The organism is Pseudoalteromonas sp. Hal040 (assembly GCF_037162425.1).
Lineage (GTDB): Bacteria > Pseudomonadota > Gammaproteobacteria > Enterobacterales > Alteromonadaceae > Pseudoalteromonas > Pseudoalteromonas gelatinilytica.
This window is the reverse complement of sequence record NZ_JARLUU010000001.1, coordinates 2,202,799-2,226,867: the sequence shown is the minus strand read 5'-3', so window position 1 is coordinate 2,226,867 and position 24,069 is coordinate 2,202,799. Positions and strand designations below refer to the sequence as shown.

Below are 24,069 nucleotides of genomic sequence, written 5' to 3'. Positions count from 1 at the left end.
AACATTTCAATTATGTCAGTGGCTATTGCACTGTGCTAGTATCTTTTTGTACTCATTTTAGATTATGACTCTTCCAAAAAGTAAGGATATTTTTTGTATACTCGGCATTTGTTGTTTGTCTTCGTGCTTTACTGCTTCTCTTATAGTCAGCATGCGATTAGTGCAGCCACCGTTATTAAAGATTATAAAATTCAAGGGATCAGTGATGAGCTCGAAAAAAACGTTGAGCTTTACATTAAGCAACTGGTCGATGAAAAAACTTCCAAGGCGTTGAGGCGTCACGCAAAAAGCCAAGTAGAAATGAGTTTAAAAGCGCTTGGTTATTATAAGCCGACTATCAAAATTAATTTCGATAACGCACAGCAGTTATTGATTGTTGATGTTGAACGTGGCCCTGTTACGCGAATTGCAGATATTAATGTGACTATCACAGGCGCCGGTAAAGATGATGCTGAATTCATGTCGGCCGTCAACAGCATCAAAATCAAACAAGGTGATTTTTTAAATCATGGCAAATATGAGGCTGCAAGAAAACGTATTGAAAGCCAATTATTAGAGTTAGGTTATTTTGATGCGAAATGGCATGAGCATAAATTGGCGGTATCGCTAAAAAATAATAGCGCAAAGATCATTTTTAATGTTGATACCGGGCCTCGCTATCAGTTTGGTGTTATCACCATCGGTAGTGAGACACCTGCTGAAAAATACATTCGTTCGCTGGCTGAATTTAAGCAAGGGCAGCCTTATAAATCTACCGAAGTTTCGGATTACAACTTAGCATTATCGAGTACACCCTATTTTACGAGTGTGCGTGTTTATGCCGACATTGCAAAACGTAAAAATAATCAAGTGCCTGTGAATGTTGATGTGTTACATAAGCCTGCCAATAGCTATGAAGTCGGTGGCGGCTACAGCACAGACCTTGGGCCAAAAGTACGTTTTAAATGGACTAAACCTTGGATCACCGAAGATGGTCATTATTTAGAAAGTAATTTGAATGTGTCAGAACGTCAGCAAGATATTTCACTCGGTTATACGGTGCCGGTTGATGATCCTAATGATGATCTTTGGCGTTTTTCTGTGGGTTACAAGCTCGAAGATGAATTAACCAATGATTTATACAGCCGTATATTCACGGGGCAACTTCAGCGGCAATGGCTAACCGATGATGATTGGGTACGGACAGCCTTTTTAAGACGCGATTATGAGACCTATCGAATAGGGGATGAAGAGCAAAGCGCAAAAATGCTAATGCCTGGTATCAGTTATGCGAAAAAGGATACCGAAGGAGGCACAACACCTTATGAAGGTTATCAATGGATGGTATCGGCCGAATTTGGTTTAAAAGACATGATGTCTTCGACCAATATTTTGCGATTGCAACTGCAAAATGCGTGGTTAACTACCTTTGCAGACCGCCATATGCTGTTTTTAAGAGCCAATCTTGGCGCCATGCTAGTCGATAACATTAACAACGTACCGCTATCGCTTCGTTTCTACGCGGGGGGATCAAAGTGTGCGTGGTTTTGCTTATGAATCTATTTCGCCTGAGGATGAGAAGGGCCGTTTAATTGGTGGTAAATATTTAATGAGCGGCACCGTTGAGTATAACTATCAATTTGCCGAGCATTGGCGCGCGGCTTTATTTGTTGATAGTGGTACTGCGACAAATGATTTTAGTGATCGCGTTGAAGTCGGTGCCGGTTTTGGTTTTCGCTATTTAACACCGGTTGGCCCTGTACGTATCGACCATGCTTGGGGTTTAACAAAAGAAAGCAAAAGTACCCGATTAAGTATTACCATAGGGCCTGAAATCTAATGAAGATGTTAAAAAAGATAACCAAGGTTCTATCAATCACGTTGGCAAGTTTGCTAGTCATTGTGTTTTGTTTGTTATTTACCGCACCCGGTAATCACTTTATTGCTTACACAGTTACTAAGTTAGTTGATGGCTTAACAATTAAGCTGCCATCAGGGCGCTTTTTATATAACGATGCGTTTGATGTTTATTTTGAAAACCAAGGCATTAAGCTTGATGCAAAGCAGCTAAAAATTGATTTGTTCTGGTGGCGCTGTGATGGTATCTGTCTTGAAAATTTAAGCGCCCAATCGATTGATCTAAGCATTAAAGGCCAAGCGGCATCAACCGAGCAGAGCACTCAAGCAGAGCCCGAAATTGAAAAAGCTGCACAAATCAGCCTGCCAATGAAAGTGAGTGTGAAGCGTATTGCCATTAATCGCTTTAATCTCGCGCACCCGAGTGCCGATGTAACAGTCAACAAATTAAACTTAAATGGTCGCGGCGAAGCATCGGATTTTACAGTGGATTCACTGACCATTGCTGATGTTGCTGTTATGCTGCATGAAGCAAAAGAGCAGCCTAAATCAGCCCCATTAACTGAGTTGCCAGCATTACCCGCAATTGATATTACGCTCCCGATTAATGTTGAGCTAAAGCAATTTCAAATCAGTAAAGTTGCCGTTACTCCTTATGGCGCAGAAGAGGCTCAGCTTATTGAAAATATCGAGTTGATTGCGTCAGCCAAAGGAAGCGATATTAATCTTGAAAAGTTTGCAGCAGGTTATCAGCAATGGCAATTTCACTCTAACTTAATGGCAGAGCTTTCGGGTGAAAATTCAATTGAGGGGGCAGTGTCTGTAAAAAGCACTGAGCATCAAGCGAAGTTATCGGTTTCAGGCCCGCTTGCGAATTTAAAGTTAGATTTAGTGACACAGGGGACATACCCAGCAGAGCTAAAAGGAACTGTGAATTTAAAACAAACAAATTACCCATTTGATTTAACAGGCCAGATAGCAAACTGGCAAATTGCGACAGACACACAACAGTTGCAATTATCAGACTTTGATTTAAAAGCGAAAGGCCATGCCGATGCTTATGCTGTCGATTTGAGCTTAGTCACACAGTTAGACGCATTACCGGCAATGACCGTGAAATCGCAATTACAAGGTAGTTTAACAAACGCAAAACTTGAGCAGTTAAGCCTTAATGCCAACGACAGTAAAGCAGACATTAATGCATCCGTTGATTGGTCAAATGGGGTGAAAAGTGAATTTAAAGGAGTTTTAAGCCATTTAAAAGCACAATACTTAACGGATGCACTAAGTAGTGATTTATCTGGTGAGTTTAATGGTTCATTCAATTTACAGGCAAGTGAGTGGCAGCTTGCGCTGGATAACACACAATTAAATGGCTCTGTAAATGACGTGCCAGTGACCTTATTGTCGGATTTTGAACTTGATAGCAGCTTGCATGCGAGTTTTAAACAACTTGAAGTGAAAAGCGGCAAAAATGAAATTGCGTTATCCGGACAAGTGGATGATGTATGGCGTGTAGACGGTAAATTGCGTTTAGATGCAAGTGGTCAAGATATCTTGCCTATGCAAGGTAAGGGCTTTGCTGACCTTCGCTTGCGTGGTGAGCGCCTTGCGCCAACGGTTGATTTAAATCTAGTCCTTAATACATTGAGTTATCAAGATATTCAGGTTGATGGTTTAACATTAAAAGGGCAATTTGATTACGCAGCCGATTGGCAAACAGATGTGTCACTGGTGCTTGATTCTGCATCTATTAGCGAACACAAAATTAACCAAATTGAGTTAGATGCCAGTGGCGATAAAACAGATCATCATGTAACTTTTTTACTCGATGCAGATCAAGGCAAGGCATCATTTGATGTAGACGGTAAATTTAATAAAGAAACCTGGCAAGGTGCGCTAAGCCAAATTCTTATTACCGATAATCAGGTGCGCTTTGGCACTAATAAACCGGTTAATATTCAAGTAAATACCAAAACCTTTGACTTTAATGTCGTCGCGCATTGCTGGCAAAGTGATAACTCAAAACTATGTTTTGATACCTTGCAGCAAACGAAGCAATTAGGCCAGTTAAATGCACAGCTTGCAGCACTCTCTATTGCTGAATTTAAACACTTCTTACCCGATAACTTGAAAGTCACTGGCGATGCAAACGGTGAGTTTGTTGCTAATTGGAATAATGGCGCATTGAAAACGATTCGTGCCAATATCAAAACTCAGCAGCTTGAAGCATCCTTAATTGATGGGGCAAATGTCTACAAGTTACCCGTCGAGGTTTTTGAAGTATCGGCAATGAGCGATGCACAAGTCGGTAAACTTAATGCCACTATTGATTCATCAGTGTTAGGTAAAGTAACGTCAGAGCTCAACATTGATGATATTCAAAATCAACAGACCTTAGCTGGCGACTTGGTTATTGAGAAAATTGAGTTAACAAACCTACGTCCTTTTATTGCTTCACTTGAGCAATTAACAGGCGACATAAAAGGCCGGTTAGCAATTGCAGGTACTTTAAAAGAGCCATTACTCAATGGTGATTTTGATGTCGAAAAAATCAATCTAGAAGGGGCAACCTTGCCGGTATCGCTGCAAAACTCTTATATGAACATTGCCTTTAATAACCAAAGTGCGAAGCTCACGGGTGAGCTTAAAGACACCGAAGGGGGATCGCTTAATTTATCTGGCGGTGTTGACTGGCAGCAAGATTTACCGGACGTTGACGTTAAATTAAATGGTAAAGAGTTTTTTGTGCGTGCTCAGCAAGATGTCACCTTTAAAGTGTCTCCAGATTTAACTATGTCATTAAAAAATAATGCGTTTAATCTTGATGGCCAAGTCGTCGTGCCATGGGGACGTATTGCGATTGAAGAGCTACCAGAAGGTGCAGTGCAAGTCAGTGATGATGAAGTGATTGTTGATATTGAGCAGCAACAGTCAGAAAAAGTCCCCTTTGATTATGCCATTAACTTAAAGGTGTTGGTTGAAAATGATGTGCGCGTTGACTCGTTTGGTTTACAGTCGAAAGTTGAAGGCGACATTAATATCAGTATGGACCAAGTTACACCAATGATAGCAACGGGTGAGTTGAACCTAGTTCAAGGTACCTATCGTGCTTTTGGTCAAGACTTGCAAATTCGTACCGGTCAGGTGGGCTTTAGCGGCTCAATTGATAAACCTTACTTGAACATTAAGGCAATTCGTAATCCGGATAACACCTCTAATGGCGTGATTGCAGGTATTACGCTAACAGGCAACGTTGAACAACCGTCATTAAAAGTATTTTCAGAGCCTGCGATGGACCAAGCCCAAGCATTGGCTTACTTATTAAATGGGCAACCTCTTGATGAAGGAGATAGCTCAACCGATGCGATGCTCACTCAATTACTGCTTGCCCAAGGTGTTAATCGCAGTGAAGGTATGGTGTCTAAAATCGGTGAAAGCTTTGGCTTGTCTGATGTTAGCTTAAGCTCAAGCGGCAGTGGGGATGACACCAAAGTTGAAATATCTGGCTATGTTACACCGGGTATTCAAGTAAAATACAGTGTTGGTATTTTTGATTCATTAAGTGAAGTGGCAGTTCGTTATCAATTGTTGTCGCAATTGTATATCGAGGTCACCAGCGGCCTGTATCAAAATGTTGATATTCTTTATAAATTTGATTGGGACTAATACCTCTACTTGTGACCAAACATCGCTTTTACTTGCTTATTAGGGCATAAGTTAATAGGCTGAATTGTCAATTACTTAAAAGATAATAACAATGAAATTAAGTCTATTAACTCTGTGTCTTGGCGTAGTATTAGCTGCACCCATTGCTGCAAAAGAAACAAGCCAAAAACGTTCCGCTGGCGAAATCATTAAAACCGCAAGTAGCAGTGAGTGGCGAAAAGTCAGTGCCGAAAACGTCATTAAATTAACCTTACCTACGGGTGCTGCTTATATCGAACTAAACGATAAACTAGCGCCCATTCACGCAAATAACATGCGACAGCTTGCCAAAGAAAGGTTCTATCAAGGCCTAAGTGTGTATCGCTTTGTTGAAGGGTTTGTCGCGCAGGGCGGTGATGCCAGTGAAAATAAACCCGTTAAAAATGCCAAAAAAGGGTTACCCGCTGAGTTTTATCTACGCACAGAGACTCCCTTAGCGATTACAGAGCTTAAAGGACCTGATGGCTATGCCGCTAAAACAGGTTTTTTAAATGGCTTTGCAGTGGCACAAAACCAAGGCCAAACTGAAACATGGCAAGTACATTGCCCAGGGATTTTTGCCATGGCCCGCGATAATGATATTAATTCCGGCGGTACTGAATTTTATGTAACCATCGGCAATAGCCAGCGCTATTTAGACCGTAACATCACCGTGTTTGGTCGTGTTTTAGAAGGCATGGAACACTTTAATCTATTGCAGCGTAAAGCCACTGAAGGTCAGGCATTTAATCCCATCACAGATATGCAAGTATTAGCAGATATTAAAGACACTGATAACAGTGAATTTAGGGTGATGAAAACAGACTCAAATGCCTTTAAAGACCTTATCGAAGCACGTAAAAACCGAGTAGAAGCATGGTTTGTTGAAAGCCCTGATTACATCGATGTTTGTGCAATGCCAATCCCAACCGAGAGGATTATGCCAACTCGCAATAATACCTAATCATTTTGAGGGATTAAATCTGTCGCTAACTGCGTTAAAAATCTCTCATTTAGAACAACTAAATAACGAAATTTTTGCCTTGTTATCAACGAGATTTTATTGCCTCAAAACTGTTCACTTAATTAAGCGAATTGGCATAAATAAAGCCATGACCACCTGATAGATTATTTGATACAATATCAGTCTATTGGTTAAGAAATATAAGGGTATCGGGTGGTTAACCTAGGTCCGCTGTTCGGCGAATTAAAAACGTGTTTACGCAAAGATCAATTCATCTTCAAAAAGCGCCTACATGGCATCAAAAAAATCAACGATGAAACTAAGCAAGCGAGCATAGCGCAAAAAATAGCTGAAGATATTAGCCGTTCGCAGCAATTACGCGAGCATCGTTTGGCTGCCTTGCCTAAAGTGACCTACCCAGAACAACTTCCTGTTAGCCAAAAGAAAGATGACATTAAACAGGCGATCGCCAATAACCAAGTAGTGATCATCGCCGGTGAAACAGGCTCAGGTAAAACGACGCAGATCCCAAAAATGTGTTTAGAGCTTGGCCGGGGTGTTGATGGATACATTGGTCATACTCAACCTCGTCGACTCGCGGCTCGAAGTGTCGCGAATCGTATTGCAGAAGAAATGCAATGCGAGCTAGGTCAACAAGTGGGTTTTAAAATTCGTTTTAGTGACCAAGTTTCTGACAATAGCTATATTAAATTGATGACAGACGGTATTCTGCTGGCTGAAATTCAACAAGACAGATACCTAAATCAGTACGATACCATCATCATCGATGAAGCCCATGAACGCAGCCTAAATATCGATTTCATCTTAGGTTATTTAAAAAATTTACTGCCAAAACGCCCTGACTTAAAAGTTATTATCACCTCAGCGACGATTGACCCTGAGCGTTTTTCTAAACATTTTGATGATGCACCGATCATCGAAGTATCCGGTCGTACTTTCCCTGTAGAAGTTCGTTACAGACCAACCACTGAAATCAATAAAGACGAGATGGAAGCGGATGGTGACCAATTACAGGGTATTTTTGATGCCGTTGATGAGCTTTGCGGTGAAGGCCCTGGCGATATTCTGATTTTCATGAATGGTGAACGAGAAATCCGTGATACCGCCGATGCGTTATCGAAGCGAAACCTCAAAGGCACGGATGTTTTACCGCTCTATTCGCGTTTATCAAACGCTGAACAGAACCGAATTTTTGCGCCGCACAGCCGCCGTCATATTATTTTAGCTACCAACGTGGCTGAAACATCACTAACGGTGCCGGGTATTCGCTATGTTATCGACCCAGGTACCGCGCGTATTAGCCGCTACAGCTATCGAACAAAGGTTCAACGATTACCGATTGAGCCAATTTCACAAGCCAGTGCCAATCAGCGTAAAGGTCGCTGTGGTCGTATTGAAGCGGGTATCTGTATTCGTTTATACAGTGAAGAAGACTTTAATTCGCGACCAGAGTTTACCGATCCTGAAATTTTACGCACCAACTTAGCTTCTGTTATTTTGCAAATGCTTGGTTTAGGGCTTGGCGATATGCAGCAGTTCCCGTTTGTGCAAGCGCCAGACAGCCGCAATATCAATGATGGTTTAACGCTACTTGAAGAACTCGAAGCAATTAAGCCAGCTAAACGCCATAAAAAGACTGAGCTTACGAAATCAGGCAGAAGCTTAAGCCGTTTACCTGTTGACCCACGGTTAGCGAAAATGGTGCTGACTGCCGATGGCTTAGGTGCACTGCGTGAAGTGATCATTATTGTTGCGGCATTGTCTATTCAAGACCCAAGAGAGCGACCACAGGAAAAACGCGGTGCAGCGGATGAAAAGCATGGCCGTTTTGATGACCCTGATTCAGATTTTATCGCCTTTTTAAATCTGTGGAATTACCTTGAAGAGCAGCAATCAGAATTGAGCAATAGTCAATTTAGAAAGTTATGCCAAAAGGACTTTTTAGCCTATATGCGTATTCGCGAATGGCAAGATATTGTTTATCAGCTATCAACGGTATGTAATGAAATGGGCATGAAGGCCACTACCCATGTTGCTGATAGCGAGCGAATTCATCAATCTTTATTAAGCGGTATGTTAAGCCATATTGGTTTTAAAGATGAAAAACAAATTTATAAAGGCGCACGCAACAGCCAGTTTCATATTTTTCCAGGCTCTGGGTTATTTAAAAAGAGCCCAAAATGGATTATGTCGGCTGAGCTTGTTGAGACCAGTAAGCTTTATGCGCGGATCAACGCGCGCATAGACTTGAAATGGGTTGAAGGCTTTGCACAGCATTTAGTAAAGCGCAGCTACAGTGAACCGCATTGGGAGAAAAAGCCAGGTGCAGTTATCGCGTTTGAGCAGCAAACCTTGTATGGCCTACTCATTGTTAATAAGCGCCGTTGTGTATACAGCAATATTGATCCAAAAGTAAGTCGCGAGTTGTTTATTCGCACCGCTTTAGTAGAGCAAGAGCTGGGTCAAAATGAAGGCTTTTTACAATATAACCAAGAATTAATTGAAGATATTCAGGTACTCGAAAATAAATCTCGTCGCCGTGATATCTTAGTTGATGAACAAACCTTATTTGAATTCTACGACAAGAAAATTCCACAAGATGTAAATAATCGTGCCGCGTTTAATAAGTGGTGGAAAGGGCAAAAGCAAAAAGATAAGCGCTTTTTGCATATGTCTCGAGAAGAGTTAATGCAGCATGGTGCCGATCATGTTACCGAGTTTGATTACCCTGATACTTGGCAGCAAGAAAACTTATTATTACCACTGGCTTATCATTTTGATCCAGGGCAAGCCGTTGATGGTGTTGCGGTACAAATTCCAGTAGCGCTGTTAAACCAAGTACAAGAAACTGGTTTTGATTGGCACATTCCTGCATTTAGGCATGAGTTAATTTGTGCGCTTATCAAGTCGCTACCAAAAACAATTCGTCGCAACTTTGTGCCTGCGCCAAACTACGCCGATGCGGTACTCGCTGCAATTGAGCCGATGCAAGGTAACCTAATTGATGCAATTAGCACGCGTTTATTGCGCATGACAGGCCTGCGTGTTGAGCCTGATGCATGGGATTTATCAACCCTTGCTCCGCATTTACGCTTACAGTTTGAGGTACGCGATGAACACGATAAGTTACTCGCTCGCGGGTTAAATTTATCTAAACTAAAAGCACAGTTACAAGGTAAGGTAACGGATACCTTATCGAAAGTAGCCGACAAGGGTATAGAGAAAGCTGATTTGACCGAGTGGAGTTTTGGTGAACTACCAAGCTCTTACGTGAAAAAGCAAGGTCAATACGAAATCAAGGCATTCCCAGCGCTGGTGGATAAAAAAGACTCAGCAGCGGTTGAGCTATTTGATAATGAACACAAAGCACAGCAGGCGCACCAACAAGGTTTACGCCGCTTAGTGTTATTAAACGTGCCATCACCGATTAAGTATTTACAACAAAACTTACCGAACAAATCTAAATTAGGTTTGTACTTTAATCCGTTTGGTAAGGTCAATGATTTAATTGATGACTGTATTGCTGCAGCCGTCGATAGCTTATTAATTAAATATGGCAATATCCGCACTGCAGATGCATTTGAAAAAGCGAAAGAGCAAATTCGCGGTGAGCTTGGTGACACGGTTGTTGAGATTGCTACCCAAGTAGAGCAAGTGTTGAGTATTGCTCACGGGTTAAATAAACGTATGAAAGGACGCGTTGATTTAACCATGATCACGGCGCACGGTGATATTAAATCACAGTTACAAAGCTTAGTGTTCAAAGGCTTTGTTAGCCAGCACGGCGCAGCAAAGATGACGGATTTAATTCGTTACTTAAAAGCCATTGAACGCCGCTTAGAAAAGCTACCTGTTGATCCTAATCGTGATAGGTTGTGTGTGCTTGAGCTTGAAAAAGTAGCTGAGCAATATCAAAAATTAGCGAATAAAATTCCTAAGGGAATGCCAATTCCTGAAGAGATCAGTGCGATATTTTGGATGCAACAGGAGTTACGTGTTTCTTTATTTGCACAAACACTAGGGACGCCTTATCCTGTATCTGCTAAACGTGTTTTAAACGCAATTAAAGAATGTGAGTTATAATACTAAGGAATGAGCAATGAGGTTGGCGCCTCCTTGCTTTTAGTTGAGAACACAGATGCTAAAAGGAGATTATGTGGGCATAGAAAAGGAAAGACCGATCTCTGTTTCTGAGCGTACGGTAAATCGACCACGGCCAACTATTTTGGTCGTTGATGATGAATACTTTAATTTTGAAATGCTCAAAGCAAGTCTTGGGGATGAGTTTTCATTAAGTTATGCTAACTCAGGCACATCGTGTTTAACTTCTGCCATTGCGGAGCCACCAGATGCTATACTGCTAGATGTTTGTATGCCAGGCTTAGATGGTTATGATACTTGCCGCTTACTAAAAAACACCCCAGAAACAGAGCAAATTCCTGTTGTCATGGTGTCTGGCCTTGAAACCGAGCTTGAACAAAAAGCGGGGTTTGATGCCGGGTGTGACGCCTATGTAGTGAAGCCTTTTTCTGTTAAAACATTAATAGAGAAAATAAAAACACTGGTATAGGAGGCCATATGTTTCATGAGGAGAAACGCGACTTTCGCCGCATGCAAATTCATACCCCTGCAAAACTAATCCCATTAGATGTTGTTAATGGCGAAGAAATTCAGGTTATGTGCACTGATTTAAGTGCAACAGGGCTGGCAATTCACCTTGATGAAGTGTTAGAAATAGGCAGTCTTTATCGGGTGTTAATTGCTTCGACTAGCACGGCGATTACTTCATTTGATGCAACAGTCCGTGTGATACGAGCAACCAAGGAGCAAGATGGCTCCTTGAGTGCCGGTTTAGAAATTGTAAGTTTTAACTAGTAAACCTTACAGATCAGGCCTTTAAGATAAAAGCCTTCTGGGTAGCTGCCAGCAATCGGGTGGTCGGCAGCTTGGTTTAGTCGTTCCATGATCAACAAGTCTTTCCCTGCATCAAGGGCAGCATCCGCTACCACTTTTTGAAATAAATTTTGTTCCATTAATCCAGAGCACGAGAAGGTAAGTAAGGTTCCACCTGGTTTTAAGATTTGCATCGCAATCATATTAATATCTTTATAACCACGGCATGCACCGGTTAACTGCGCTTTGTTGTCAGCAAATTTTGGTGGGTCCATAACAATAGTATCAAATTGCACACCATCATCACGGTATTGGCGCAATAACTTAAAGACATCTTGTTTCACGAAATCAACTTTAGACAAATCAAGGTTGTTATGCTCAACGTTACGCTTAGCCGTATCAAGTGCTGGCTGCGATACATCGACGTTAGTAACGTGCTTACAACCGCCACGCAAAGCATAAAGCGAGAATGTACCTGTGTAGCTAAAGCAGTTTAATACTGTTTTGTCTTTAACAAAGCGCTCAAGAGCTGCACGACTATCACGTTGATCTAAGTAAAAGCCTGTTTTGTGGCCTTCAAGAATGTCTACTTCGAGTTTTAAGCCATTTTCTTCAATGACGACTGGTTCAGTTGGTTCTTTGCCCCAAAGTAGGCCCTTGATTGGCTCAAGGCCTTCTTTGGTGCGAACATCAACGTCCGAACGTTCATAAATATCGCAGCCTGGGAAAATCGTCATTAGTGCAGCAACAATTTCACCTTTATGGCGCTCTGCGCCGGCACTAAGCAGTTGGCACACCAGTACATTATCAAATTTATCGATTGTGATGCCTGGTAAGTAGTCAGACTCAGCAGCGCTTAAACGAAAACCTGTTAAGCCGCCTTCGCTGATCACCTGTTCGCGCGCAGCATAGGCACGGCGCAAACGCTTTTCAAAAAATGCTTGGTCAATGATTTCGTTTTGATCGAAGCTCCATACGCGAGCGCGAATTTGCGATTGCGGACTGTAAGCTGCAATGGCTAAAAACTTGCCGTCATTGTCGTAGATAGTGACAGTATCACCTAGTCCTGGTTTACCTTTTACTTTTTTAATGGCTTTTGAGAACACCCACGGGTGTTTTCTTTTTAGTGATTTTTCTCGACCAGCTTGCAGGTAAATAGCAGATGACATAGGGGTTCTCGCGTCAAACAAAAGGGGGCATAGTTTAATGAAGCACTGGCAAACATACAATGAATGTTTTGAACAAATCCAGCAAGCACGCTAAAGTAAGCATAATTTCAATTAGTTAATGGTGATAGCCTGTTTATGCAGCCAGAAATAGACTTTGCAGCTTTAGAAACTCAGTGTCGAGGCTTTATTTTATCTTTACTTCATGCCGATGTTGCACATGATATTAGTCATATTGAGCGAGTAGTGAGGGTTGCAAAACAATTATGTATTGCCGAGCAGGCAGAAATGGCAGTGGTGTTACCCGCAGCTTGGTTACATGATTGTGTTGCTGTTGCAAAAAACCACCCAGACAGGGCACAAGCATCAACCATGGCTGCAGACAAGGCGTTAAGCTTTTTAGCTTCAATTAATTATCCTGAGCAGTATTTTAGTGCTATTCATCATGCTATTGCGGCACATAGTTTTAGTGCCAATATCAAAGTACAAAGTGTTGAAGCGCAAATAGTGCAAGATGCAGATCGAATGGATGCATTAGGCGCAATCGGTGTGAGTCGCTGTATGAAAGTAGGGGGCTCAATTGGTCGCTACTTGTATCATAAAGACGACCCATTTTGTTCAAACCGCGAACCTGACGATACAAAATATACCCTCGATCACTTTTTCATTAAGCTGTTGCACATTAGCGAGAGTATGAACACGCCATCAGCAAAAGATGAAGCCAAACGACGTACAGCATACATGCTCGAATTTTTAGAGCAGTTAAAAACAGAAATTGGTGAGTAATATGGCTATTCCATCTTTATGTGGTGTTGATCATTGCCACTTAAATGTTGATGATTTAGCGGCTGCGCTAAAGTGGTATCAACAAGTGCTCGGTTTTAGTGTAGTACCAGAGCTTGCTTTTTGGGATGAAGGAAAAGGGCCTTTAACTTTAGAAGACCAAGCAAAAACGATACGGTTAGCATTGTTTGAAGCAGACGGTAGAAGCAAGGGTATTGCCTTTGGCGCAAATGCAGCACAGTTTTTAGCGTGGCTTGACCATCTCGCTCAATTTGATATTAAAACAATTGTTGCCGATCACGGTGTTACTTATTCAATGTATTTTAAAGATTGTGCAGGTAATAGCTACGAAATTACTTCGCATGATTACGATGCAATTAAAAAAGGCCTCAAATGAGGCCTTTAATTCGTCATTAGCTGGTATAAGTGTTTTTGATTTCTATGATGCTATCTATTTGACCAATAAATAAATCAACTAATTGCGGATCAAAATGCTTACCTGCTTCGTCTTTCAATAAGTCGAGCGCTTCTTCAACCGACCAGGCTTTTTTATAAGGGCGCTTTGAGGTTAAAGCATCAAACACATCTGCAATTGTCACGATACGCCCTTCAATACTGATTTCTTCGCCTTTCAGGCCATACGGATAACCCGTACCATCCCATTTTTCATGGTGTTCAAGGGCAAGCTTATGAGCAAGTTGTAATAGCGGCGAAGTTGAGTTCTCTAAAATTTTCGCACCGATTAAGGCATGCTGTTTCATGTGCTCATATTCGTTTTCATTTAAGCGCCCTGGTTTCAAAAGCACGGCGTCGGGAATACCGATTTTACCTACATCATGCATCGGCGCTGCCTGTTTAAGCTGTTCGGCCTCGTACTCACTCATGCCATAGGCAAGGGCGAGTACTTTACTGTAGCGGCTCATTCTTGCAATGTGCTCACCGGTGTCGGTGTCTTTATATTCTGCAGCGCGGCCTAAACGTTGGATCAAATCAATGTGGGCTAATTGCAGTTGCTCAGCTTGCACTAAAGATAAATGATTTTTAACCCGCGCCCTGACAATCGCAGGGCTAATTGGTTTGGTAATATAATCGACTGCACCTAGAGCAAAGCCTTCAGACTCATCCTGCTCATGAGAAAGTGCGGTAACAAAGATAACAGGAATATGAGCAGTTTTAGGATTTGCTTTCAATACTTTACAAACGTCAAAGCCGCTCATGTCGGGCATCATAATATCGAGCAAAATCAATTTAGGAGGTTCATTCTCAATAAGCTGAAGAGCAAGCTCGCCAGATTTTGCAAACGATAAGCGATAATCGTTAGCGAGTACTTCACGGATCACTTTTAAATTGGCTGGTTCATCATCGACGACCAAAATTCTTGCACGTTCTGAGATTTGCGTCATACGTGTTCCTTAGCAGCTTGGAGAGTGTGCTTTAAAGCTGATAAAGCAGTGCTTGCTGCATCAAAGTCAAAGTTTTCAAAATGCGCACAAATTTCAACAACCTTATCTTGGTAGGTTGCCGGTGCTTGGGATTGCACCAGGCTTAATAAATCATCGTCTATTTCTGCATGCTCAGCTTGCGTTTGCAGTGCCTCAATTTGGCTAATAAATGCGCCCAACGACGTTTCGTGTATGGGTTGCTGTTGTGAACTAGACTGCGGCTGATCTGCAAGCAATGCAATCAGCGTTTGCCATTCCTGTTCGCACTCTGCAATGAGTGTAGGGAAGCTTTCCTTTTCACGTTCTTTCTCAGCGTTTGATAACAAGTATAATAATTTTGCGAGGGCTAAATTACCTGCGACTCCTTTAAGAGTATGCAAAATTGCTTTTTGTTCTTCTTCACTAAGCATTGGTTCCGTTAGTCGTAGAATACTCTGTTGATGATTGCTTAGGAATAAGCCAATTTCCGTATTTAATTTCTCTTTGCTTCCCCACATCAAAACACCTTTGTCGTAGTTGATGTGCTTTTTTTCATCACCGACTTTATTGCTAGTAAATTTATTTACTTCTAAACCAAGCACTTTCGCAATTTCATGGTTCAGCTGGTTAATGTCAACGGGTTTATTTGCAAAGCCATTCATACCAGCCTGCTTTGTGGTAATTTTATCTTGTTGTAAAACACTCGCTGTCAACGCGATGATAGGTGTAATTTTTAAGCATCTGATTTTCTCTATTTCGCGAATTTCTTTACAGGCAGTAATGCCATCACATTCCGGCATATGAATATCCATTAGAATCACATCAAAGCTTTGCTGCTCGAATGCTGCAATGGCTTCAAAGCCATTTTGTGCGGTACTGATGGTGTGCCCAGCTTGCGATAATAAAATGTTCAGTAGCTCAACATTTTGCTCAATATCATCAACCACTAATATGCGAAGTTTTGGCAAGTTTAATTGATTGCAAGTTAAGGTATCGACTTGGCTGATATCACCTTCTTGTAAAGGAAGGCTAAAGTAGAAGCAGCTGCCTTTACCTTCTTCACTGATAGCACCAATTGACCCCCCATTAATTCAACAAGCTGCTTACTAATAGTGGTGCCAAGGCCTGTGCCACCAAATCGGCGTGTCATGGTGCCGTCGGCTTGTTCAAATGGCTGGAAAATAGCATCTAAGCGGTGCTTGGCTATGCCAATACCGCTGTCTTGTACTTCGAAAAACAATAGTTTATTTTGAGTTTGACTCACCGTAATTGTGACAGACCCTTGCTCTGTAAATTTAATGGCATTACCGATGAGATTATTCATCACTTGGCGAATACGAGACTCATCGCCAACATAAATAGGCGCAACATTTTCAGCTATGATCAAATCAAGCAGGATATCTTTTCGCTTCGCTTCAAGCCAAAAAGTCGAGACGATATTGTCGAGCAAGGCTTGTAAGTTAAAATGCTCAGCATGAATGTCGAGTTTTCCTTTTTCTAACTTTGCAGAATCTAGCACTTCATTGAGCAAATGCAGCAGTGAACGAGCTGATTTATTCACGGTTATAATATGCTTTTGTTGCTCTTTACTAAGAGGACTATCCATTAATATGTCGCTAAAGCCGATTATGGCATTCATTGGCGTGCGTATTTCATGGCTCATATTTGCCATAAATGATTGTTTTGCTTGTGCTGCTGCTTCAGCTTCTTGTTTGGCTTTTTTGAGTGATTCTTCATATTCGTGACGAGCGGTGATATCAATGAGCACGCCATCGATGTATTTGGTGCTTTCACCTGTGGCTTCGTTGACCAAACCTTGCTCAAGTACCCAGACCGTTTTTCCGTTACGGTGGCGAATACGGTATTCAACAGCATATTGACTATTGGTGTCTGCCGCTTTGGTCACGGCATCGTTGATACGGCTTTCATCTTTTTTATTAATTATCTCAGCGAAGGTGATGGTGTTGTTTGTAAACTCATCAGGCCCATAGCCTGTTAACTCTAACACACTGGGGCTTATAAACTTCATCGTCCAGTGTTCATCTAACAAACAACGAAATACAGCGCCTGGGGTATTGTTCATTAAGGTACGATATTGTTTCTCTTTTTCTTCGAGACTTTGCTGTAGTGCACGTTGCTCAGTTAAATCGGTTATAAAGCCAACAAACAGTGTTTCTGCGTTAGGTTGTTTTACTTCACCAAGGCCAAGTCTAATAGGAAATAAATGACCATCTTTATGTTTTGCAAATACATTACGGTTAACGCCAATCACTTTTTTAACTTCATGCCTGCTACTATCAGCTAAGTAACCATCATGTTGCGCGGCTATATCGTCGTTCATTAATAGTTTTACGTTTTTACCTAACACTTCGTCTTGGCGCCAACCAAAAATAGTTTCTGCTGATTTATTAAAGCTTAAAATAATGCCATGAATATTAATCGTTACGATACCATCTATTGCGGTGCCTAAAATGGCATCTAAGCGCGATTCTTCTGCCGATTTTTCAGCAAGTAATAAGCGAAAACGCACCATGCCGTTAATAATCCCAACCAGAGCGGTCAATAATACGGTAGCAAATGAAACGCTAATGGCTATAAAAGTGAGCTGTGAGGTTTGAACGTTTTCAGATAACAAAGGAGAGGTTGCAACAAAGCGTGTTGCGGCCATTCCCATGTAGTGCATACCTGCCACAGCAAAGCCAAAGATAATGGCGCAGATGACGCGGGTTTGTAACACTGTGAGTTTTTTAAAATACTCACCTAGGTGAAAGCGCGCATATAAGCCGACAAAAGATAATGCAACAGCCACCACAATCGATGCTGCAAACCAAGCTGGGTCGTAGCGAAGAAGTGGACTCATTTGCATGGCGGCCATGTCCGAATAGTGCATCGCACCAATGCCAGAGCCAAGTAATACAGAGCCAATGAGTAGTTTTATTGTTGTTGGTATTTGCTTTAAATCTTTGCGTTTCAAAAATGAAAATGCGGTATAGCAGGCTAGAAGTGCAGGAATAAATGAAAAAAATGTCAGTGTAGGGTCGTACTCTACGGTGGTGCATAATGAAAAAGCCAGCATGCCGATAAAATGCATACTCCAAATGCCGCCAGACATCACCAAGGCACCTGTCGCACTGCCTAATTTACGGTATGAATCAAATTGAGTTCTATTAGCTAAATCAATGATATGAAGAGAAAAATAAGCAGCAAAAATAGCCGTAGCAATAGAAAGAGCAACTAAACTTGGATCATAAACGCCGCTCACAATTAAGCTTGGGTCTTGATCGGTAATAAAAAATTTCGCGAGCATAATATTTTTTTGAAACGGCTTGTTATAGCAGTCTAATACAAATTGTTCTGAATTTAGAGAAAAACCTATCACTTAAGTACGTAGGATTCAAAACCTTGGCTATATTTAATTAAAAAGGAGTAGTTCGAGGTGGGTAGATGAGAAGAACCGAGCAAACTTTAGTTGAACAAATGCAAATTAATGATGTAGAAATCCAACACAGAATGAGCTTATTAGGGCTGACTTCAAACAGTCTCTCATCATTATTAAACTACAAGCCCATTATAGAGTCAGCCATTGAAAATGTGGTTAATGAGTTTTATAAAAAACAAACCGAAGTAGATGAAATTTCGTTATTAATTGGTGATGCAGATACTTTAACACGACTCAGGGATGCGCAAAGGCAGTATATAATCGATTTATTTTGTGGCCGTTACGAACATGAGTATGTTAACAACCGCTTACGGATTGGAATGGTACATAAGCGTATTGGTGTTGAACCAAAGCTTTACTTATCGGCTGTGTGTACTTTAAAAGAGCTCATTTTTAATGTACTTCGCACCACAATAAGCGATCAAGAAGAATTAAATCATACCCTTAACATCATTGATAAATTAATTTACTTTGATACGACCTTGGTTTTTGATACGTATATTGATAGCTTAGTGGGCGAAATTGAAAATGCGAAACGCCGCACCGAAGTCTACGCGAAAGGCCTTGAAGAAAAAGTCGCTCAGCGTACTCAAGAACTTGAGAAGCTCGCTAAGCTTGACCCACTTACTAACCTCTACAATCGGCGTGTCATGCAAGAGCTATTACAACGCGACCTTGCCAGAGCCAGACGTCACAAATCGCCATTAACGGTTGTTTATTTTGATCTTGATGATTTTAAATCAGTGAATGATACACAAGGGCATTTAAAAGGGGATGAAGTCCTTAAATATATAGGGCAATACTTACTTGAAAATATTCGCGAGATTGATATACCGTGTCGTTATGGAGGGGATGAATTCTGTATAATCTTACCAGATTGCGAGTTAGATAGCGCCTTTAGTATTTGTGAAAAACTCATAGCTGCATTCGAACAACAATACCCTGAGCTTCATTTAAGTTTTGGTCTTATAGCAGCGCCTCTTGATAGCACGGTCGATGCTGAGGAGTTAATTAATCGTGCAGATAAAAAAATGTATCAGGCGAAAGAGCATATAGGTTCATACATTATGCGTTAGCGAGTCATACGCTTTACAAAAACAACGACGAATAAAGCCAGCGAGAAGCTACCACAAAATGCTTCTATGGCAGCGATTAACCTCGAAAAACCTATTGGCGTAATGTCACCATACCCAAGCGTGGTAAAAGTGACCACGCTAAAGTAAAAACTATTTAGTAGCGCCGATAAATTGCTTTGAAATGAGTTTTCAAAACTCAGTTGCATGACAGAATTCTGGTAACTTACCCCAAATAAGAAATAACAAAATGCACAGCAAATGATCAATGAAAGACTAAAGCGAATGACGTTTTCGGGCTTTTCTCCATATCCACAGAGCATATCAATAAAGCTAGAAGTAATTTGTTTGGTTGAGCCTTTGCGGTATTGCGCATGGCGCATTCTTAATTCTTTGTAGGTGAAGTTACCGGCGAGCTCAAAAAGCCCTTGATGTTCAGAGGCTTTTCTTAAATTGCGATATATTTCTTCGGATTGCTCAAATAAGTCTCGTGCTTCAGCATGCTGCTTATTTTTGCGTGCTTTAAATGCGGCTGATTCTTGTAATAACTGCTCGCCCAGCTCGATATTATCAATTCGACTGTCGTTGAGCTTAATACCTAGTAAGTTGGTATTCTTTAAATCACAGTAATGCAAACTCGCACTATGTAAATTGGCTTTCATTAATGAAGCGTTGGCTATTTTATTATTAAATAAATGAGCACCCGTTAAATTTGCACGATAAAAATTACAATAAGAGAGATCATACCCTTCCTCGTCATCCTGTTTGATCAGGTTTAACCCCGAAAGATTCGCTCTTTGCAGTTGCAAGCCTTCTAATAAGCCGCCTTTTTTTGCATAGCGCTCTAATTTTTGGGTTAGATCTAGTCCTGATTTGTCAAATTTACTATCATGCCAAAAGCAAAACCCAGAACCCATGTCTGTCTCTTGGCACTTGTTACCTGTTGGGGAAATATAACTGCAACATGGTTTGTCAGGCATAAGGATGAAAACTTATTTGTGGGTCATCTTTATAGATTAGCAGCTATTTGGCAGGGTAAAATGGAATCTCTCATATTTATTAATTGAATTGGCTTATCTTTGTTGAATTACACCTTAAAGCGCAGTAAACGCAGAACCACAGTGGCAATTAAAGTTGCCCAGCAGAAACTCACTGTTTATGCACCTTTTTATGTTCCACAAACTGAGATTGATGCCTGGCTAAAGACCAAGCAAGATTGGGTTGCTGAACAAATTGCCAAACAATCCATTCATGCTGAACGCCGTCAACTGCCATTAGTAAACGCCACTATTAAGTTGTTTGAGCAAAACGTGCCGATAGTATTCGCTAAAGGCACTAAAAGCATGTGGCAACAAGATGCACACGCTCAGCTTACCTTATCTATTTCATCGCGCGTCAAACATCAAGAAGCTAACTATTTAGCATTGCTTGAGCAGTTTTTACATGAAAAGCTTGAGAGCTATATTGAAATGCGTGTTCATGATTATTGTTTACAGATGTCTGAAGCACTCCCTACAAAGCTTAAAATTCAACATTATAAACGTCGTTGGGGCAGTTGTAATAAGCGCCGCGAGCTGACTTTTAATCTGCATTTAGCAAGTGCGCCAACCTGGGTGATTGATTATGTGGTTGTACACGAACTTGCGCATCTTTTGCATATGAACCATAGCGCTAAGTTCTGGCAACGTGTGAGCCAGTTTTATCCAAATTATAAAAAAGCAGAGCAATGGCTTAAAGCAAATGGAAGCAGTTTGAGTTGGTAGCTTAAGTTAGCGAGAGTAAAGTTAGAAAGAGTAAAGGTAGAAAGAGTAAAGAGTGGTGGAGGGAGCTGGATTCGAACCAGCGAAGGCTGAGCCGTCAGATTTACAGTCTGATCCCTTTGGCCGCTCGGGAACCCCTCCACACAGATTTTTACTATTGCATTTGGCCCCACTTTTCTAAGAAGGAAAGTGGTGGAGGGAGCTGGATTCGAACCAGCGAAGGCTGAGCCGTCAGATTTACAGTCTGATCCCTTTGGCCGCTCGGGAACCCCTCCAATGCAACGGCGCTGATAATAGCAAACTGATTATTTAAGTAAAGAAAAAAACTAAAGAAAAATGCATAAATGCCGATAACTGGTTAATCAAGAAACTATTTGGCTAAAGACTATGCAGATTGATGGTTTGTTGCTCACTGAGAGTCAACTCGATAATCGTCTAAATAAAAGTGTACACGAGCACCGCTCGGGAGAGTTTGCTTTATTACTAGCAATGCTTTCTCATGATGCGCTCGATTTTAGCCAGTTTCACCTGCCAAAAACAGAATTAACCAGTCCTGATGTATCTGAATCGGTTCTGCGTAAAGAACTCGGTGCTGGTCCATCACAACCATTAGCTCCTGAACAATTCGATATGATGATAGGCCAAGACAATGCATTTAAATTACTGCAAGGTGGTTTGTCGGATATTAGGTTACATCATTGCTTAAACCCAGAACCGCTGAATGTCCGTGATGATAAGCTGCATGTGCCACTTGAAGTGATTGATAACTGTGAGCCCGCAGTTAGAAAACGCTTTTATGAAAAAAATAAACCCGTGGAGCGCCCACAAATTGACGCTGCTGCATTTTATGATAGCCTTACCGACGAGGCGATACATCAACCCCTACATTTAGCTACAGCATAGGCATAAGTGGCTTAATCGAACTGTCATAGACTACGAATAAACTAAGAATAAGCTTAATAATTAATAAAAAGTACAGCTAAATTAAGTTGTGCTTGTTATAATAGCAGCCTATGGCTTAATGCCATTGTCATTGAACCAAGTTACTAGGACTATAATGAAGAAAACATTCACGCTAAACCACGAGAAAATTAAATACCCTCGTATGGTTGATGCAGCCAAGCACGAAGTAAAAAAATACTTAAAACGTGAGCGTAATAAAACACTCCCAGCAGATGCCGATTATTGGGCGTTTGACTGTAAGTTTGGTGAATCAGCGGATGAGGCCAATGTCGTTCACGTGGCAGAGATTAATAAATGTATCAGCGATATTGAAGCTAAAGGGCTTACATCGTTCTACGTTGAGATCTTAGCGCGTCCTGCACAGCGTCAACAGCAAGAGTTTGACGAAGAGTAATATCCATACTGTTCTGCAGTTATACTCTTACCAAAAAAAGGGCCTTCAGGCCCTTTTTTAGTTTTAGTAATTAATCAACGTGCAAATGGATCGGCATTGATTTTTTCTATGTACCAATTGCCTTTTTTACGCATCATTTTCACACTACGCATATCATCAACTTTTTTACCGTTAAAGTAGCCTGTGAAGATTAAGTTGATATTGGCTTTATCACCGTATTGTTCGCGTAGACTCATATTGGTCATATCGACTTCAATTACCACCTCGTCGTATTGCATATTGACTAGGTTGCGAGCGAACTGCCCAGCGGTACCGTAAGATTTCATAATACGCGCCATTTTTGGGGTGGCGTATTCCATAGCAAGGTTCAAATCGTTTTGGTTATATAAAGCATCGAAATACAGAGTCGCCACATTACCTGGGGTGTTTTTTTCGCCTTTTGGCGCATCTTCAGAACCGCAACCGAAAAGAAAGCAGCTACTTAATAGAACAAAAATTAAGAGTATATTTTTCATTGTTGTTGTTTTACGAGTTAACTTGAGATTAAGTGTGTGACTAAATCAGCTTGATGTAAAGTTAACTCGGTAAAATTATTGGTTTTATTTATTTTAGATAATAAAAAAGGATGCATCTCTGCATCCTTCTTTGAAAACTTAGTTGTTATTACTGAACAAGCTCTTTGTCGCTGAATTCTTCAGCAAATAATGGGCTAGATAAATAACGCTCAGTTGCACTTGGTAAAATTACCACGATATTTTTGTCTGCGTTTTCAGGTTTTTCAGCAAGGCGCTTTGCAGCAACGACTGCAGCACCAGAAGAAATACCCACTAAAATCCCTTCGTTTTTCATTAGTTCGTGAGCCATTGCAATCGCATCTTCATTTGATACTTGCTCTGCGGCATCAATCACTTCTAAATCAAGGTTGCCAGGGATGAAGCCTGCACCGATACCTTGAATTTTATGAGGACCCGGTTTAATTTCTTCGCCAGCTAAAGTTTGGCTAATAACAGGTGAGTTAGTTGGCTCAACAGCAACAGATTGTACATTTAACCCTTTTTCTAATTTAAGGTAACGGCTAACACCTGTAATAGTACCACCTGTACCAACACCTGCTACGAAGATGTCGATTTTACCGTCCATTGCTTCATAGATTTCAGGACCCGTTGTTTCAAAGTGAATTTTCGGGTTGGCTGGGTTTTCGAACTGTTGTAAAAGGATGTATTTTTCAGGCTCACTTGCTTGAATTTCTTTTGCTTTTTCAATCGCGCCATTCATACCCTTAGCGCCATCAGTCAATACTAGGTTAGCACCTAACGCTTTTAATAGTTTACGACGCTCTAAGCTCATTGTGTTAGGCATAGTCAGGGTTAACTTATAGCCACGAGAAGCCGCTACGAACGCAAGGGCGATACCTGTGTTACCAGATGTAGGCTCGATTAGCTCTTTGTCTTTGGTTAAAACGCCTGACTTTTCTGCTTCCCAGATCATTGAAGCGCCAATACGGCATTTAACACTAAAGCTTGGGTTACGTGATTCTACTTTAGCAAAAACATTACCTGAGGTTACGCGGTTAAGCTTTACAATTGGTGTATTACCAATCGTTAATGAATTATCTTCAAAAATGTTAGACATAGTGTTCCCTTGGAAGCAATTTATTCAATCGTTGATC

General features: G+C 41.1%; 16 protein-coding genes, 2 tRNA genes and 2 pseudogenes. 12 read left to right on the top strand and 8 right to left on the bottom strand.

Features of this window, described 5'->3' with window-relative positions:
- The first annotated feature begins 111 nt into the window (after positions 1-111).
- The 6 genes and pseudogenes from P4S60_RS10195 to P4S60_RS10170 all read left to right on the top strand — a co-directional run bounded on the left by P4S60_RS10195 (position 112) and on the right by P4S60_RS10170 (position 11,383).
- Positions 112-1,819: pseudogene (locus tag P4S60_RS10195) on the top strand (autotransporter assembly complex protein TamA).
- Positions 1,819-5,505 (top strand): autotransporter assembly complex protein TamB, encoded by a 3,687-nt coding sequence (gene tamB / locus P4S60_RS10190; RefSeq protein ID WP_337115881.1) that lies wholly within the window; start codon positions 1,819-1,821, stop codon positions 5,503-5,505. Before P4S60_RS10195 ends, tamB begins: the two are co-directional and overlap by 1 nt.
- 91 nt (positions 5,506-5,596) lie before the next feature.
- Positions 5,597-6,487, top strand: coding sequence for a peptidylprolyl isomerase (locus P4S60_RS10185; protein WP_337115880.1), 891 nt, complete (start codon positions 5,597-5,599; stop codon positions 6,485-6,487).
- Positions 6,488-6,700: 213 nt separating this feature from the next.
- A complete protein-coding gene (hrpA, locus tag P4S60_RS10180) occupies positions 6,701-10,591 on the top strand; it encodes an ATP-dependent RNA helicase HrpA (RefSeq protein WP_337115879.1) in 3,891 nt (1,296 codons plus the stop codon).
- A gap of 79 nt (positions 10,592-10,670) precedes the next feature.
- A complete protein-coding gene (locus P4S60_RS10175; protein WP_274168866.1) occupies positions 10,671-11,078 on the top strand; it encodes a response regulator in 408 nt (135 codons plus the stop codon).
- An 8-nt stretch (positions 11,079-11,086) separates the two neighbouring features.
- The gene (locus tag P4S60_RS10170; RefSeq protein WP_337115878.1) at positions 11,087-11,383 is read left to right on the top strand and encodes a PilZ domain-containing protein; all 297 of its coding nucleotides are present in this window, start codon (positions 11,087-11,089) and stop codon (positions 11,381-11,383) included.
- Here P4S60_RS10170 and P4S60_RS10165 read toward each other — a convergent pair.
- Positions 11,380-12,570 carry a class I SAM-dependent methyltransferase gene (locus tag P4S60_RS10165; protein ID WP_337115877.1) on the bottom strand — a complete coding sequence of 397 codons (1,191 nt, stop codon included), beginning with the start codon at positions 12,568-12,570 and terminating at the stop codon, positions 11,380-11,382. The genes P4S60_RS10170 and P4S60_RS10165 overlap by 4 nt on opposite strands.
- 135 nt (positions 12,571-12,705) lie before the next feature.
- On the opposite strand from P4S60_RS10165, the gene P4S60_RS10160 reads away from it, so the two are divergent.
- Together P4S60_RS10160 and P4S60_RS10155 are read left to right on the top strand one after the other, a co-directional pair.
- Positions 12,706-13,353, top strand: coding sequence for an HD domain-containing protein (locus P4S60_RS10160; RefSeq protein ID WP_337115876.1), 648 nt, complete (start codon positions 12,706-12,708; stop codon positions 13,351-13,353).
- Complete coding sequence (locus P4S60_RS10155) at positions 13,346-13,747, top strand: VOC family protein (protein WP_337115875.1); 402 nt, start codon at positions 13,346-13,348, stop codon at positions 13,745-13,747. The genes P4S60_RS10160 and P4S60_RS10155 overlap by 8 nt, the downstream gene beginning before the upstream one ends.
- 16 nt (positions 13,748-13,763) lie before the next feature.
- Here P4S60_RS10155 and P4S60_RS10150 read toward each other — a convergent pair whose 3' ends face one another.
- On the bottom strand, positions 13,764-14,753 hold the full coding sequence (locus tag P4S60_RS10150) for a response regulator (protein WP_337115874.1): 990 nt from the start codon (positions 14,751-14,753) through the stop codon (positions 13,764-13,766).
- A pseudogene (locus P4S60_RS10145) lies at positions 14,750-18,078 on the bottom strand (MHYT domain-containing protein). Before P4S60_RS10145 ends, P4S60_RS10150 begins: the two are co-directional and overlap by 4 nt.
- Before the next feature lie 137 nt (positions 18,079-18,215).
- Between P4S60_RS10145 and P4S60_RS10140 the strand changes: the two are divergent.
- Positions 18,216-19,286 carry a GGDEF domain-containing protein gene (locus P4S60_RS10140; RefSeq protein WP_337115873.1) on the top strand — a complete coding sequence of 357 codons (1,071 nt, stop codon included), beginning with the start codon at positions 18,216-18,218 and terminating at the stop codon, positions 19,284-19,286.
- On the opposite strand, the gene P4S60_RS10135 is transcribed toward P4S60_RS10140, so the two are convergent.
- Complete coding sequence (locus P4S60_RS10135; protein WP_337115872.1) at positions 19,283-20,263, bottom strand: ion channel; 981 nt, start codon at positions 20,261-20,263, stop codon at positions 19,283-19,285. The genes P4S60_RS10140 and P4S60_RS10135 overlap by 4 nt on opposite strands.
- A gap of 102 nt (positions 20,264-20,365) precedes the next feature.
- On the opposite strand from P4S60_RS10135, the gene P4S60_RS10130 reads away from it, so the two are divergent.
- Positions 20,366-21,046: a M48 family metallopeptidase gene (locus P4S60_RS10130; RefSeq protein WP_337115871.1), complete on the top strand. Its 681-nt coding sequence runs from the start codon at positions 20,366-20,368 to the stop codon at positions 21,044-21,046.
- 53 nt (positions 21,047-21,099) lie between these two features.
- On the opposite strand, the gene P4S60_RS10125 is transcribed toward P4S60_RS10130, so the two are convergent.
- Together P4S60_RS10125 and P4S60_RS10120 are read right to left on the bottom strand one after the other, a co-directional pair.
- Positions 21,100-21,184 (bottom strand) — tRNA-Tyr (locus P4S60_RS10125).
- A gap of 49 nt (positions 21,185-21,233) precedes the next feature.
- Positions 21,234-21,318, bottom strand: a tRNA-Tyr gene (locus P4S60_RS10120).
- A 112-nt stretch (positions 21,319-21,430) separates the two neighbouring features.
- On the opposite strand from P4S60_RS10120, the gene P4S60_RS10115 reads away from it, so the two are divergent.
- Together P4S60_RS10115 and P4S60_RS10110 are read left to right on the top strand one after the other, a co-directional pair.
- Positions 21,431-21,946: a VC2046/SO_2500 family protein gene (locus P4S60_RS10115; protein ID WP_337115870.1), complete on the top strand. Its 516-nt coding sequence runs from the start codon at positions 21,431-21,433 to the stop codon at positions 21,944-21,946.
- A gap of 154 nt (positions 21,947-22,100) precedes the next feature.
- Positions 22,101-22,400 carry a DUF6172 family protein gene (locus P4S60_RS10110; RefSeq protein ID WP_063707161.1) on the top strand — a complete coding sequence of 100 codons (300 nt, stop codon included), beginning with the start codon at positions 22,101-22,103 and terminating at the stop codon, positions 22,398-22,400.
- Between the two features lie 74 nt (positions 22,401-22,474).
- Here P4S60_RS10110 and P4S60_RS10105 read toward each other — a convergent pair whose 3' ends face one another.
- A complete protein-coding gene (locus tag P4S60_RS10105) occupies positions 22,475-22,915 on the bottom strand; it encodes a hypothetical protein (protein ID WP_063707163.1) in 441 nt (146 codons plus the stop codon).
- Between the two features lie 148 nt (positions 22,916-23,063).
- The gene (gene cysK / locus P4S60_RS10100; protein ID WP_063707165.1) at positions 23,064-24,032 is read right to left on the bottom strand and encodes a cysteine synthase A; all 969 of its coding nucleotides are present in this window, start codon (positions 24,030-24,032) and stop codon (positions 23,064-23,066) included.
- Between the last annotated feature and the right edge of the window lie 37 nt (positions 24,033-24,069).

Excerpts from the sequence above, each read along its gene's own strand:
- tamB (WP_337115881.1), top strand. The coding sequence starts at position 1,819 with ATGAAGATGTTAAAAAAGATAACCAAGGTTCTATCAATCACGTTGGCA.
- P4S60_RS10185 (WP_337115880.1), top strand. The coding sequence starts at position 5,597 with ATGAAATTAAGTCTATTAACTCTGTGTCTTGGCGTAGTATTAGCTGCA.
- P4S60_RS10170 (WP_337115878.1), top strand. The coding sequence starts at position 11,087 with ATGTTTCATGAGGAGAAACGCGACTTTCGCCGCATGCAAATTCATACC.
- P4S60_RS10165 (WP_337115877.1), bottom strand. The coding sequence starts at position 12,570 with ATGTCATCTGCTATTTACCTGCAAGCTGGTCGAGAAAAATCACTAAAA.
- P4S60_RS10160 (WP_337115876.1), top strand. The coding sequence starts at position 12,706 with ATGCAGCCAGAAATAGACTTTGCAGCTTTAGAAACTCAGTGTCGAGGC.
- P4S60_RS10150 (WP_337115874.1), bottom strand. The coding sequence starts at position 14,753 with ATGACGCAAATCTCAGAACGTGCAAGAATTTTGGTCGTCGATGATGAA.
- P4S60_RS10140 (WP_337115873.1), top strand. The coding sequence starts at position 18,216 with ATGAGAAGAACCGAGCAAACTTTAGTTGAACAAATGCAAATTAATGAT.
- P4S60_RS10135 (WP_337115872.1), bottom strand. The coding sequence starts at position 20,263 with ATGCCTGACAAACCATGTTGCAGTTATATTTCCCCAACAGGTAACAAG.
- P4S60_RS10115 (WP_337115870.1), top strand. The coding sequence starts at position 21,431 with ATGCAGATTGATGGTTTGTTGCTCACTGAGAGTCAACTCGATAATCGT.
- P4S60_RS10110 (WP_063707161.1), top strand. The coding sequence starts at position 22,101 with ATGAAGAAAACATTCACGCTAAACCACGAGAAAATTAAATACCCTCGT.
- P4S60_RS10105 (WP_063707163.1), bottom strand. The coding sequence starts at position 22,915 with ATGAAAAATATACTCTTAATTTTTGTTCTATTAAGTAGCTGCTTTCTT.
- cysK (WP_063707165.1), bottom strand. The coding sequence starts at position 24,032 with ATGTCTAACATTTTTGAAGATAATTCATTAACGATTGGTAATACACCA.